Source organism: Pseudoalteromonas sp. SR44-5 (assembly GCF_014163675.1).
In the GTDB taxonomy this organism is placed as follows: domain Bacteria; phylum Pseudomonadota; class Gammaproteobacteria; order Enterobacterales; family Alteromonadaceae; genus Pseudoalteromonas; species Pseudoalteromonas rhizosphaerae.
Window position 1 is genome coordinate 1 of sequence record NZ_JACJDT010000024.1, and the last position, 14,040, is coordinate 14,040.

At 40.9% G+C, this 14,040-nt stretch carries 13 protein-coding genes; 4 read left to right on the forward strand and 9 right to left on the reverse strand.

Going from position 1 to position 14,040, the window contains the following annotated elements; all coding sequences use genetic code 11:
• Nucleotides 1–1,377: 1,377 nt before the first annotated feature.
• A complete protein-coding gene (locus H5154_RS13495; RefSeq protein WP_182718601.1) occupies nucleotides 1,378–1,929 on the reverse strand; it encodes a hypothetical protein in 552 nt (183 codons plus the stop codon).
• Nucleotides 1,930–2,069: 140 nt separating this feature from the next.
• Nucleotides 2,070–2,399 carry a stress response translation initiation inhibitor YciH gene (locus H5154_RS13500; protein ID WP_182718602.1) on the reverse strand — a complete coding sequence of 110 codons (330 nt, stop codon included), beginning with the start codon at nucleotides 2,397–2,399 and terminating at the stop codon, nucleotides 2,070–2,072.
• 157 nt (nucleotides 2,400–2,556) lie between these two features.
• Between H5154_RS13500 and H5154_RS13505 the strand changes: the two genes are divergently transcribed.
• From H5154_RS13505 to H5154_RS13520, 4 genes are all read left to right on the forward strand, one after another.
• Entirely contained in the window at nucleotides 2,557–2,862 is a 306-nt protein-coding gene (locus H5154_RS13505; protein WP_145240332.1) for an STAS domain-containing protein, read from the forward strand.
• Complete coding sequence (locus H5154_RS13510) at nucleotides 2,862–4,520, forward strand: fused response regulator/phosphatase (RefSeq protein ID WP_182718603.1); 1,659 nt, start codon at nucleotides 2,862–2,864, stop codon at nucleotides 4,518–4,520. Before H5154_RS13505 ends, H5154_RS13510 begins: the two co-directional genes overlap by 1 nt.
• Before the next feature lie 53 nt (nucleotides 4,521–4,573).
• Nucleotides 4,574–5,233 (forward strand): histidine kinase, encoded by a 660-nt coding sequence (locus tag H5154_RS13515; RefSeq protein ID WP_182718604.1) that lies wholly within the window; start codon nucleotides 4,574–4,576, stop codon nucleotides 5,231–5,233.
• A gap of 79 nt (nucleotides 5,234–5,312) precedes the next feature.
• Nucleotides 5,313–6,503, forward strand: a complete 1,191-nt coding sequence (locus tag H5154_RS13520; RefSeq protein ID WP_182718605.1) for an amino acid aminotransferase — start codon at nucleotides 5,313–5,315, stop codon at nucleotides 6,501–6,503.
• A 91-nt stretch (nucleotides 6,504–6,594) separates the two neighbouring features.
• Here H5154_RS13520 and H5154_RS13525 read toward each other — a convergent pair whose 3' ends face one another.
• The 7 genes from H5154_RS13525 to H5154_RS13555 all read right to left on the reverse strand — a co-directional run bounded on the left by H5154_RS13525 (nucleotide 6,595) and on the right by H5154_RS13555 (nucleotide 14,040).
• Nucleotides 6,595–7,434 (reverse strand): Tim44 domain-containing protein, encoded by an 840-nt coding sequence (locus H5154_RS13525; RefSeq protein ID WP_182718606.1) that lies wholly within the window; start codon nucleotides 7,432–7,434, stop codon nucleotides 6,595–6,597.
• 211 nt (nucleotides 7,435–7,645) lie between these two features.
• Nucleotides 7,646–8,449 carry a DUF3379 family protein gene (locus tag H5154_RS13530; protein WP_182718607.1) on the reverse strand — a complete coding sequence of 268 codons (804 nt, stop codon included), beginning with the start codon at nucleotides 8,447–8,449 and terminating at the stop codon, nucleotides 7,646–7,648.
• Complete coding sequence (locus tag H5154_RS13535) at nucleotides 8,449–9,006, reverse strand: sigma-70 family RNA polymerase sigma factor (protein ID WP_182718608.1); 558 nt, start codon at nucleotides 9,004–9,006, stop codon at nucleotides 8,449–8,451. The genes H5154_RS13530 and H5154_RS13535 overlap by 1 nt, the downstream gene beginning before the upstream one ends.
• Before the next feature lie 70 nt (nucleotides 9,007–9,076).
• The gene (locus tag H5154_RS13540; RefSeq protein WP_182718609.1) at nucleotides 9,077–10,723 is read right to left on the reverse strand and encodes a BatD family protein; all 1,647 of its coding nucleotides are present in this window, start codon (nucleotides 10,721–10,723) and stop codon (nucleotides 9,077–9,079) included.
• Nucleotides 10,717–12,624, reverse strand: coding sequence for a VWA domain-containing protein (locus H5154_RS13545; RefSeq protein WP_182718610.1), 1,908 nt, complete (start codon nucleotides 12,622–12,624; stop codon nucleotides 10,717–10,719). The genes H5154_RS13540 and H5154_RS13545 overlap by 7 nt, the downstream gene beginning before the upstream one ends.
• A complete protein-coding gene (locus H5154_RS13550; RefSeq protein ID WP_145240351.1) occupies nucleotides 12,624–13,610 on the reverse strand; it encodes a VWA domain-containing protein in 987 nt (328 codons plus the stop codon). The genes H5154_RS13545 and H5154_RS13550 overlap by 1 nt, the downstream gene beginning before the upstream one ends.
• On the reverse strand, nucleotides 13,603–14,040 hold the full coding sequence (locus H5154_RS13555; protein ID WP_145240353.1) for a DUF4381 domain-containing protein: 438 nt from the start codon (nucleotides 14,038–14,040) through the stop codon (nucleotides 13,603–13,605). The genes H5154_RS13550 and H5154_RS13555 overlap by 8 nt, the downstream gene beginning before the upstream one ends.

Genomic DNA, 14,040 nt, shown 5'->3' on the forward strand with positions numbered 1-14,040 from the left:
TAACAATTTACCGTGGGTGAATAATATCTATTAGATCACAGCGGACAGGTAGATTCAAGGTTAGAAAACAATCAAGCCGAATATGTAAAATCAGTTCCTAGAAAGAGTAATTCTACAGCCTCAACAGCTTATTCAAAGGATCTAAACCCACAAGTTGCAGAGAGAAAATCCTTTGAGTTTTTTAATACTTTCAGTCTAACTCTGTATCTAAATGTAAATCAAGGGATTTATATTTGTTGTTTTTTTGTTGTTGTAAAATACAAGAAATAATCCCGCGAGTTGTTGAAAAAAAATACAACGACTGTTTATTTATGGTTATGTTGTAGTTAAGTGTGGCAAGGCGAGAATTCATTTTATAAAGCCTCTTTTATCCATGTTTGATCTGAGAATTCCGTGTTATCTTCCATGGTTCTAAACCAACTCAGATAACTCTCAATATAGTCAGTATCTAATTCGTGTGAATCGCAATGTGGACAATGAGATATTGTTTCTTCATGGTCAGCAATGGCTTGACCCAGTTGGTTATTAGCAATATTAGATTCAAATTCATGACGGAGTTTTTTAGTTGGGAGTAGTTTAAGTTAATAACGTGACGTAATACATTTTGAAACTGCTTTTAAGCCATACAGCATCTGCCATTGTTGGGTTTCAGTACATTAAGTATAGTTCACCAACAAATCTTGACTTCAGATATCAAAATTCTTAACTGTCCGCTTCACGCTTAATCCCGCTGCTCAGATCGTCACGGACAACTAATTAAATACCACTACATACGACTAAGTACCACACACCATAAAACCGGGATTCCCCCCACGGCAATTTTTACTTTGAATTTAAGTGCTTTTTGTATAGCTTTGAGTTTTTCGCGGTCGTCGCCTTGTATTTCGATGATGCCGTCTTTTATTGCTCCGCATTAGCCCCTTTGGCTTTGCTGCTATCTATTAGTTTATTTTGACCTGAATTTAGCACCACATTTATGGCAGAGTTTAGGTCTGATTTCTACGCCTTCACTACCTGATGCAAATGGAATCGAGTTACATTTTGGACACCTGTAATACAACCAAATACCAATGTTAAATACGAGCACTCCGATTAATGCACCATAAAAAGGATTTAGAAACTCAATATCAAAATATTGAAGAATAAAGCCACTTGAAAAGCATACAACAGTTAATAGCAATATGAGATAAAACCGTTTATTTACTGATTTAAATTGCTTCGATACATCATCCATAATTGAGTGTTGCTCCAGTTAAATTAACGCTGCAATTGGCGGTAAAATGAGAGTGGCTAAATCGCGAGGAACAAGCGAAGCAAGTTACCACGCTACTTTATTACTTTGTTTTATTGTATCAACAGCACGGATAAAATTTTGTGCTATTCATATTCGCTGAATACTTGGTGTACCCTTGCTGGTGTTATTTTATTAAAGTCATCTTGGTAGTAGTCCTTCGCATACTCAATAAAACATTCTGGAGTTATAGTGATTGCAGGGAGCAGCCAACTAGCTCCGTTATCTTCATTGTTTTGGAAATTAACTGTTCCTTGTTGCCATGACCCTGAGTTGGAAGTACGCCAAAAACAAAAGGTCACATGAGCTATTTCGAAGAAATCGTTATCTAAAACGCAGAGCAGTTCTTCAGGAGCCCCTTCATACATCCCTGGCCAAATTCTAAACTCTTCTTGAGCATGAGGACTAACTTCTGATTCATGATCGAAACCTTTAATTAAAATAGCATCACCTTTTATGACAATGACGATTTCATCACCACCACCATTTTCATATGAAGCAACGTCTATCCCTGGCGCCCAATTAGCTTTGTAAGAAAAGCACCTCAGGTATTCGTCTTCACAAAGCTCTATATCCAAAGCTGCACTAGCTTTTAGAGCAGAGACTAGTTTTTTATTGGGTAGATTATCTAATATCATTTAAGCTCTCTTTGTGTGGGAGTAGACAATTTTATCTCCGATGTTTTTCTTTGTATTACAATATATTGATCATAAATTAAGAAAGTACATATATGCAATTAGGTCATCAAGTCTCTGCTTTTTATAGGCAAGCCGGCGGCTCACCCTCCGGCAATTTTCACTTTGAATTTGAGTGCTTCGAGGATGGCTTTGAGTTTTTCGCGGTCGTCGCCTTGTACTTCAATGATGCCGTCTTTTAAAGCGCCGCCTTGGCCCATTTTACTTTTAATGGTTTTGGCGAGTTTTTTTAAATCGTGTTGCTCGCTGTCAATACCAGTTACCAACATAACACCTTTACCTTTACGGCCTTTGGTTTGGCGTTCGATGCGCAGGGCGCCGTCTTTAAATACTTTACTAGCCACTTCTGTGCTTGGTTTTGGTTGGCTGATACGGCCTGTTTCGGTTGAATAAACGAGATTATTATCACTCATGCTTAACCTGCATTTAAAAAGTTAAATAAACAATGGCCTAGATAATATCAAATCTAAAACAAATTTGTGCATAGGGTGTTTTATTTTTGGTGATTTATCATTAACAAGTTATATTTAATACTAATTAAGAATGGATAATCTGAGCAGGAGTTAACTAATGGGTCTAAGTAAGAGTGCATCAGCAGATGGTGCTACACTGACTATTCAAATTAAAGGGAAGTTCGACTTTAATTTAGTGCAGTCATTTCGACAGTCGTATTCCGATATCAATGAAAAAACCGCTAAGGTCGTAATTGACTTGCGAGAAACAGATTACATGGATAGCTCCGCCCTTGGTATGTTACTGAATATGAAAAAGACCTTGGGTACCTCAGTTGATGCAATTCAAATCAGTAATTGTCAGCCGCAACTGAAAAAAATCCTGCAAATATCACGTTTTGATAAAAAGTTTGATATTGATTAATGCATATTCTCGTTGTTGATGATCAGCCACTTAATTGTACGCTTTTGAAAGTAATGCTGGTGCAACAAAATTACGAGGTATCAACTGCTGCCAATGGTGTTGAAGCATTAGCAATATTAGCACAGCAGAGCATTGATATTGTGCTACTCGATGTAATAATGCCAGTGATGGATGGCTATGAAACAGCGACAAAAATTAAGCAGTTATACAACGATGTTCACCTACCAATTATTTTTATAACTTCTTTGGAAGATCATAGTAGTTTTGAGCACTGCTTGGAAGCCGGTGGTGATGATTTTATTCATAAACCGTTTGATAAAGTAATTTTAACCGCGAAAATAAAAGCCCACAGCCGTACCCGTAAGCTGAGCTTAAAGACCCACGAACAAAATAAGTTATTAGAATATCATTACAATCAAACCGAGCGCGAGCACGAAATAGTTGAGCATATTTTTAATAATGCCTTAGAAAACCAAAATAAGTTTACCAACAACATTGATTTTCATCTTTCACCGGCTTCTATGTTTAATGGTGATATGTGTTTGGTTGGGCAAAGTCCAATTGGTAGTTTGTATTGTATGCTTGGGGATTTTACTGGCCATGGTTTAGCAGCTGCGGTGGGGGCATTACCGGCATCGAAAGTGTTTTACACTATGGTTAATAAAGGCATGGCGGTCAGTGATATTGCCGCAGAAGTTAATGCCGTATTAGTACAATTATTGCCCGGGCATATGTTTTGTGCCGCGACAATTATTGAGTTAAGTAGCTCCGGGAAAAGTGTTTCAGCTTGGCTTGGTGGCTTGCCTGACGCTTATTTAATTGATCCACAAGGAAGCGTATTAAAAACCTTAGAGTCACAGCACATGGCTTTAGGGATTTTAGCAGGCGACGAATTTGAACGTGAATTAATTCATTTTGAAGTCGATAGCAGTATGCGTTTGGCGCTGGCCACCGACGGTATTATAGAAACCACCAATGAAAACGGTGAATTTTTTGCAGAGCAACGCTTTATAAAGGCACTTGCAAGCAAGCCTAAAGTGACTAGTCAAGATGTGATCGCGCAAGTGACCAAGTTTGCTCATGGTAGCAAACAACAGGATGACCTTAGTTTAGTGCTTTTTAATTGCATGGCGGTTCCTGCTGCGGCTGAAGAGCAAGCCGCTTACTCTCGGTTACCCTTTAATTTTTCTTTAACGCTTAATTCACAGCAAATAAAACAAACCGACCCGGTGCTTGAAATCGTTGAAGTGCTCACTCAAGTTGGCGGGCTAAAAGAGCACCGCTCTGATATTTTTTTACTGCTCTCTGAGGCATATAACAATGCACTTGATCACGGTGTATTAGGACTCGATTCAGCGATTAAAAATAAAGAGGATGGTTTTATTGAGTATTATCAACTTCGAGAAGCAACATTAGCTAAGCTCGTTGATGCATTGATCATTGTGGATATACGTTATTGCCCTGATACATTGAGCCTGTATTTTATAATTTGCGATTCTGGCAATGGTTTTGCAAGCACCGACAGTAATGCTAACAGTAATAATCGCGAGCACGGTCGTGGGTTATCGATATTAGAAGAAATAGCAGAGCAGGTGACTTATAACTCATCGGGTAATCAAATTGAAATGTGTTATCGATTGGTGCAACAACAAAGCTAGTCGTGATTGTTTAGCCATGCTATGATTCATTTTTTAGATGTTTGGATGGCTAAATGGTTTCTTCTTATTTATCTCTTGCGCAATTAGATGTGTCTGCTCAGTTAGTCTCTGCTGAGCTTAGTAAGCTCGAAAGTTATTTATCAAATCAGTCGCTTCCTGCGGTACGCTGGCAATATCAAATACCAGAATTGGGTGAAGGCGGGGCGTGCAGTTTATTTGGTTACTTACAAGATGAGCCGTTTAAACTCACTGATTTTTTACCGCAAGATCAGCACACCACGCAAAAGCTTGCTCAATTACAACTGATTGTTGATTACGTTGTAGGGCAAACTAAGGTTGATTGGTACGGCATTTACCAAAGTACAGCAACACCTGAGGGTCAGCAATTACTTAAACTGGCTTACTTTGGCGCGCCAAGCCGACCGCTTTTTCCGCTTACTGAAGCATTTGCTGCTGGTAGTAATAATGTGCAGGTGGCACTGAGTAGTAAAGGGCGAGTGATCAACAACGTTGAGCAGTATTTGGCTGCGGGTGGTGAATATTATACTTGCGACCCTAAAGTAAAATCAGAAGCCTGTTTACCGCTTTTTGACAGTGCAAATCGCTGCGTTGGTATTGTTGATGGCGAAGCCTTTAATAACGATTTTTTCAACCAGCAAACATTAGCGCTATTAATTGCGTGCTGTATTAAAATTCCTCACTTTTTAGTGTAAATAACACTAGTCAATCTAGTGAGCTTTTATGTTAAGCTAAGTGCAACAGCTAACCCCTAAATAATGAAAGAGATAGTCAATGTTCTCAGTATTAAAACCATTACCCACTGATCCTATTCTTGGCCTTATGGCGGCCTATAAGCAAGATACTAACCCAAATAAGATTGACTTAGGGGTTGGTGTTTATAAAGACGAATTCGGTAATACGCCGGTATTAAAAGCAGTTAAAAAAGCTGAAGCGTTCCGTCTTGAAAACGAAACTAGCAAATCATACATTGGTTTGGCGGGTAACTTAGATTACTGCCAAAAAATGGAAAGCCTACTATTAGGTGAGCACCAAGCGTTATTAGCTAATCGTGTTCGTACAGCACAAGCTCCAGGCGGTACAGGTGCACTGCGAGTTGCAGCTGAATTTATCGTTCGCTGTAATCCAGGTGCGACTGTATGGGTTACTAATCCTACTTGGGCAAACCACATTAGCTTGTTTGAAGCCGCTGGCCTAACAGTTAAAGAATACCCGTACTACGATTATGAAAACAAAGATTTATTATTTGATGAAATGATCGAAACCCTTACCCAAGTGCCAAAAGGTGATGTGGTATTACTGCACGCATGTTGTCATAACCCAAGTGGTATGGACTTAAACGAAGCACAGTGGAACACGGTTGCTGAACTGGCAAAAGATGTTGGCTTTACACCGCTGGTTGATATTGCATATCAAGGTTTTGGTTCAAGCCTTGAAGAAGATGCAAACGGTTTACGTATTTTAGCCAATGCAGTTGATGAGTTAATCATTTGTTCTTCATGTTCGAAAAACTTTGGTTTATACCGAGAGCGTATTGGTGCATGTTCAATCATTGCGAAAGACAGCGCAACAGCAGACATTTCAAACTCTGTTATGTTAAGTGTGGTACGTAGCATTTATTCAATGCCACCTGCGCACGGTGCAGATATTGTAAATACTATTTTAAGCAGTACAGAACTGACACAGCAATGGCACAGTGAACTTGATGAAATGCGCAACCGTATCAATGGCCTACGTACTTTGATCAAAGACAGTCTAGCGGCAAAAGAGATTGCTCAAGACTTCTCATTTATTGACCGTCAACACGGTATGTTCTCTTTCTTAGGTATTAATAAAGAGCAAATTGAGCGCCTACAAAAAGAATACGGTATCTACATTGTTGGTTCAAGCCGCGTTAACGTAGCGGGTATCAGTCAAGCTAATATCGATTACTTTGCAAATGCTGTTGCAGACGTTTGTAAATAATCTTATTTAAATAGCGTTTATTGAAATAAAAAACCGCACTAACTTATTGTTGTGCGGTTTTATTTTTTAACCTAGAACCTAGAACCTAGAACTACGCGTCAATTAAATCTTCAACACCAACAATCAGCCAAGGCGCATCATCGCTGGTGGCACGCTCTAAGTTCCAAATTTCTAAAATAGGCTGTTCTTTATTATCGCCTAAGTCACGGTACTTCCCTTTAAAACGTACACTTACTTGCCATTTTTGTGCATCGGTATCGGCACGTACAAGTTCTGCATCAATAAACATCACGTCAGTTGCAACGCTGTCAATCGCCTCACGTTCCGCTTTAAATTCAGCGACTAGTTCAGGGCTTAAGTATTCAGCCATCGTTGCATAGTCAGCATTATTCCATGCTGTTTGCAAAGTATGATAATGGCTACGCGCACCTTGTAAAAAGCCGTTAGTATCAAAGTTAGCGGGTAAATTAAACGGTACGTCATTGGTTTGACTAAATCCACTTGTAGTGGTGTGCTCAGACGCAGTTTGTTTCATTTGCGGTGCAGTAAATGCTCCTTGCGCATGCGCCATTACAGGGGCGTTTTTACGACGTATTATACCGATGATAAGTTTAAAGATAATAAAGGCAATACCTGCCATTAAAATTATCTCAAGCAGTTGCATCCCTTCAAAGTCATCGCCCATCATTGCGGCGATTAATCCACCGGCTAATAAGCCGCCAAAAATACCTGCCATCATGCCTTTTTTGCTTGATTTTGGTTTTGCAGCAGGGGCGAGGGTATTGGTATCTGTTTGTTGTTTTTGTGCGGTTTGTTGTGTTTCTGGTGTTTGGCCACGTTTTTTACTACCAAACTTTTTACGTGCTTGTGCATCAAAACTTGCAGTACATAGTAGAGCAAGCAATGAAAATATAACAATCAGGTTTTTCATGAAGTTCCTTAAAACAAATTAGAACGGCGATTCTAAAGTAGTTCAGGAATTAGATAAATAGCGACAAACTGAATTAGCTCTAAAATGCTCAGTAGCTTGGTCAATAGACTAATTTAAAAGCAATTATTGGTTAAAGCGGGAAGAATATAACGATTGTTTCGTGAAGGTATAAATTGCATTGCCGCCTAATAACGGCAATGCAAAAGGAAGGTTAATTTAACCAGCGGATCGCACCATTGATACGATCATTATAATTTTCTAATGGCGCACCAAGACTTGCTACTAAAATAGTATCTGCGTCAGCACCACGGTTAATATGGCCTTCAAAACGATCGTCTTGAAAATCATCGTCGCCGATGCCAAACGATTGCTGTTTTGATGGCACTATAAATACCGTCATCGGGCCATAGTCTGATTCAAAAACCAGGTGCAACCCCTTTTGGCCCTTAAAGTCACAAAACATTAAGTAAGTCACTTTACCTGGCAATTCATCTAAATGGCCACCTAACACAGCAAATTTTTCATTTACCGTTGCTAAGCTGATTGCTTCGGTCTTTTGCAGCGAATTAATTTCATAGTAAACATGAGCAAGCGCATGTTCGCCAGCTGCGTACGCGACATTTTGTTCGCTGCTAAATAAAAATGCTCCCACAGCCACTAATACTGAGGCTGCCATGGCAAGTGGTAAACGAGCACGTTTAAAACGTGTACTTGCCTCAACTACATTATCTGTTCGTTGCGGCGGTGTTTGCGCGCTGATATCAGCTGGTGCTTGGTTGAGTTGCTCAGTTGTGAGCGACTCGTTTTGTGCATGCGCTGCGGTATTTGCCAAAATACGCTCGGCAAGACCTGCTGGCACCGGTACGTCAAGTGCATTGGCAAGCTCTAAATCAAAGGCCTGCATATCATTAATAAATTCTTGTCGCTCAGAGTGTTGCTCTGCAAACTCCACAAGCTCCTTATCTGTGCTGTTTGGCTGTGCGCTAATTCGGCGACGAAACTCGAGATCATCCATTAATTTGATGCCCCTTTAAGTTGTTCATCATCACGGCTCAATGCCTCTTTTAACTGGTTTCTGGCGCGGTATAAACGCGTCATAACCGTGTTTTTATTTAAATCTAATATTTCTGCTATCTCTTCACCGGAGCAGCCCATAACTACTTGTAATAATAATGGCTCGCGGTATTCATCAGGTAACTTAGCGATGTGACGTTGGATCACTGTTTGTTCCATTTCGTCATCCAAGGTGACGCTTTTTTCGTCAACTAAGGTGTCGTTTTCAACATCGCTATAATCAAATTGTTTGCGTTCAAAACGACGGGCATTTTCCCGGCGTAAAATCGTCAATAGCCATGGCTTAGCTGCTTTTTGATCTAATAATGAATCCAGAGATCGCCAAGCACGTAAAAATGTTTCTTGGACAAGATCTTCGGCAATATTAGGGTCGCGGCAGAGCCAATAAGCAAAGCGATATAATTCGCTATGATAAACATGAACAAGTTTTTCATAGCGTGTTTTTTTCTCTGCCATATCAACTAAGACCTGACTTTTAGAGTTTTCATTTCCAAGCATAAGCACTTTTTTTATTTATTTTAAGTTATTTACTATTTGAGCGCGGGGATTGCTCCCCGTCACTTAAACTCTATTTATAAAGTCCTTTTAATACAGCTTGTTGTGATTTTTTTTGTACTTTACGTTGCTCTTCTAACATGCCGACAATCGCAATTAAATCAACATCTGTATCATTAGGACTATAGAGTGCAGCCCGTAGTTTAGCAATATGTTGACTAAGCTGTGCATTATCAGCTAGTTGTTCAAGCTTGTCTATTGCACCGCTCGATTGTTTTGTTAAGTGCATTGCGTAACGATTTAGCGCCTGATAAAAGGCACTTACATCATTGCTTTTAGCGTGTTTCTTTAATTCATCTAATGAAATTGATGAATCACTATGGGTTACTGTCGGCTTTGCTTGCATCAAGCTGCGCTGAGATTGACTGCGCCACCATAAAATCAAGGTAATAAACCATAATAAATAACCAATCACACTGATAATAATTAACCATAGCGGATACTGATTTATCGGCGTTGCTTGATAACTTATTGCTGCAGCATCTGTTGTTGCGCTTTGTGATGGCGTAAGTGGCTGCGCAGCAACGGCTGCTGGAGTGCTTGTGCTACTAGGTGTTACTGTAATAGTACGAGCTGGTAATGTTGCATAACTGATCCGGTTAATCTTAGTGTTATACCAAGGCACGCTTACCTCTGGCAGTGTATAAGTGCCTGGCATCTGCGGTAACAAAGCGTACGAGGCTGTTTGTTGTGATATTACCCGACCATCGCGAACCAAATGATTATTTTCTTTTTCATCTGGGTAACTGCGAATACCTTTGATTTCAGGTAGTTCAATATCAGGTAGTTGCTCTTTGGTGATACCAAGTGCAGTTAAGGTCAGCGTTCGCGTAATAGGTGTACCCACTTCTACTGTGTCGTCAGCGGGTTGCCATTGCTCATCTAAATTAACTAATTCACTAGGCAGCCATGCACCTTGGTAGTCACTTGGTATCGGTTTAATTTCAATATCGACATTATCACCCAGTGCAGATACATCTAATTGGCGATAGTCTTGGCGAATTCGACCTTGAAAAGTTGGTGCTTGAATCGTGTAACTACCACTTTTTTGGGGCTGTACTAAATACTCGCGAGTGATCACTAAGTAACGCTTACCATCAACAAGTTCATAGTTTTCAGTCTGCTTGCCGATTTGACTTAGCTGCGCATCGGGCATCGCAGGGGCACTTAAATTACCATCAAGTAACTCTTTGGCAAGATATAGCTTAACCGTGTAAAGCCCTGCCTCTTGAACAAATAGGCTGTCACTTGAAAGCGATGCTTTAATAAAAATATCGTTGTTTTGCTGCGCATCTTTACTGCGTTCAGCCACTTTTAATGCAATGGGCGCAGAGCTGGCACCTGCTACACTAAATGCTGGGATTGTATAATCACCGGCAGTGCGGGTCATAAGTTTAATAGACCAGGTGGTTTCTTTTGAAATACTACCATTAATGATGTTTGTGCGGGTGCTGACACTGGTGCGGCCAACCACGAAGTCTTTTAACAGGACAGAGGTATCAGGTTGATCATTTTTTATGGTGTCATCTGCACTGATATTGAGCATAAAAAATTCACCCGCTAGTACCGGGTTTTTATCAACACTGGCTTGTAATTGCGTAACGGCCCACGAGGGCATAGCGCTGATAAGCAATAAACAACAGATTAATCGCATTACCATGATTTTTCGACTCCTTGTGGACGGCGTTGATTGTTTCGTTTTTGGGCTTCTAATTGCATTTTGTTACGTAACAGGATTGCGGGATCATCGGGTACTTTTCGCAATAACTGACTAAGCTGCTGCGCTTTCTCTTTTTCTTCGTTGGTAAGCTCTGCGGTTTGCGCTTGCACAGCTTGTTGCTGTTGCTCAGGAGTCATTTGTGGCTGCGCCTGCTTATCATCGTTTGCAGAGTCATCTTTGGGCTCGGTTTGCGCATCTTGTTGCTGTTGCTCATCAGTTTTATCACCTTGCTGAGGTTCAGCCTCCATTTGTGGATCGTTTTGCTTATCAGTTTGTTGATCAGATGGTTTGCCATCTTGCTGTTTATCATCAGTCTGCTGTTCATCACTTTGCTCAGATTCATCGCCTTGTTGAGATTGCTGATCCTGATTTGGCTGCTCACCTTGCTGTGACTTATCTTTATTTTGCTGATCTTGACCTTGTTCACCATCTTGGCTTTTTTGGTCTTGATCTTGGTTTTGTTCGCCGTCTTGGCCTTGTTGATTTTGCTGCTGTTGCTGTTGATTTTTCAATTGCTCAACAAGTGCCTGATTTTCTTTTGCTTGGGTAAAGTCGTCTTGCAAAGCTTGTGCTTGCTGATAGGCGACAATTGCTTCGTCGAGCTTGCCTGCCTTTGCTAGAGCATTACCGTAATTATATAAACCAGTGGCGCTTTTATCTTGGCTAAATTGTGCCAATGCAGCATCAAAATTACCTTGCTGGTAAAGCGCAGCGCCTTTTAGTTGACTAGAATTTGCTGTGGCAGCTTGCTCATATTCACCTTGTTGATAAGCGTCCAGCGCACGTTGATCTTGATTTTTAAAGACCGAAGGCAGCTCTACTGCATAAGCATTGTGTTGCGGTAAAAAGCTCACCACTAAAAATGCAGCTGCAAAAGCTCCTCGGCGAAAAATCCACAGCATCATTGGCAGTAAAATAAACAAGCCATAAATCCCCGCATCAATACGCCAGAGCGCTTGACTTTGTTTTTCATTTTTCAGTATTTCACTATTTGCACTGGGAGCAAAAATTTGAATATCGCGGGCACTCGGTTGATAAGTCGCAAATTTACCGCCACTGTTTCTTGCTAGACCATTAAGCATACTGATGTTGATGGTGGGCACCACAATTTGCCCGTAACTATCTTTTAAAAACCCACCTTCAGGAAGTTTAATTGGCGCGCCTTGCTCTGTTCCGATACCGTAAATGTTTAATCGATAAGGGTTAGCGTCTGTAAATTGGCTGATATCTTGTTGCTCACTTTGTTCAATACCATCTGTTACTAAGATAATATCGCCTTCAAGGTATCCGGCTTGTGTTAATAACTCTTTTGCAGCATCAAGCCCAGCAAGTACGTTGGAGCCTTTATCAGGCATGATATCTGGGCTTAAACTTGGGATCAGGTTTTCAAGCGTCGCGGCATCATTGGTTAGCGGCGAAATGGTATAAGCAGTGCCTGCATAGGCCACTAACGCAGTGTCACCTTCTTTAAATAGTTTGATCATATCCAGCGCTTTGAAGCGCGCTTGCACTAAACGACTGGGCGCAATATCCGTGCTGTACATCGATAGCGACATATCCATCACAATTACACGGGCATTTTTGCTTTGAAATACCGGCACTTGTTTTTCTTCAAAACTGGGCCCTGCGCTAAAAATAACGGCTAACACTGCAAAGAGGGCAATTAGCCACATGGGTTGCGTGTTTTTTTGGTTGTTGGTGTTGATCACAAATTTTGCTAAGTGAGCTGCTATTAATTCACCTTGGCTGGTTTTCTTGTGCTTTATCATTGCAATAGTAAACACTAAACACACAGGAACTAATAACCACAATACGGTCGGGCGGATAAATTCAAAGTCCATTAGGCCTCCTGTCTTAATGCTTTTGCACTGATAAACATAACGCGCAGACCAATCAAGGTCAGTGCAATTAATAAAGGGAAGTAAAATAACGCACTTTGTGGGCGAAAGGTTTGCTCATCAGCGCTGATCGGCTCAAGTTTATCAAGTTCTTGATAAATTTGTTGTAAGCCGGCAACGTCTTTTGCGCGAAAATAAAGGCCGCCAGTTTGTTCGGCAATACGTTTTAGCAGGGTTTCATCTAAACTACCTCCGCTCATGCCACCCATATTAAATAAGCTAAAGCCACGCGGATTATCAGAGCCTACGCCGATGGTATACACTTTAATGCCTTCTTCGCGGGCAAGCAGTAGGGCTTCTTCTGGATCTAAGTTACCGGCGGTGTTTTGACCATCTGTTAATAACACCACAATGCGATTGCTTTCATCTTTACTGGCAAAACGTTTTACTGATAAGCCCAGCGCATCGCCAATGGCGGTGGCACGGCCAACCAAGCCTATTTGCGCTTCTGATAGCATTTGGCTTACGGTTTTAACGTCTCGCGTTAGTGGTGTTTGTAAAAATGCCGTATCACCAAATAAAATCAGCCCTAAACGATCGCCTTGACGTTGCTCAATAAAGTCACTTAATACCGCTTTTACCATAGTTAAACGGTCAACATATTGGCCCTGATAAGCCATATCTTGCTCGGTCATTGATCCTGACAAATCCACAGCTAGCATGATATCGCGGCCTTCGTTAGGTAAGGTAATTGGCTCATCAAGCCAGGTTGGGTTAGCTAAAGCGGTGACTAAAAGCAACCAAACCAACCATTCAAATATACTAATACCACGCGCCTGTTGCTGGACAACTTGCGCGCCTAAATTGTGTTTGGCGAAGCTTGGAATACGTAAGCGGGTATTGCCTTCACTGTGCACTGGCTTAAATAAGCGCAACAACCAAGGCAGCGGTAATAATACAAATAACCAAGGCCAGCTAAATTCAAACATTCAGCGGCTCCTTTAATTTAAATTGCACAATGGCGAGTTTTAATTTCTGTGCCAGCGCAGTTTGATTGCTTTGTGATTGATAAAGGCTCATCAGCTCGTGTTCAGTAAATTGTTGTCCGGTCAGCTTATTTAGAGTAATACACCATTGTTTCGTGCCTTGTGATGCAGCACTTTGCTGATAATAGTGTAAAACCAGGCGTTTAATTAAAATATGTAGTTGCTGGGCATCTTCTGCGTGTTGTTCACTGAGGGAAATAGCTTGGCGTTTGGCTTTTTTAAACTGCCGTGCCCGGTACAACTGGTAACTTATAAAGCTTACAGTTACGAGTAACACGACAATGATGAGCCACCAAATAGGTGCTAAAGGCCACCAAGAAACATGGCTTGGCACAATCACATCATGGAGGCCAGCTAATGGAGAGGTTTGCAT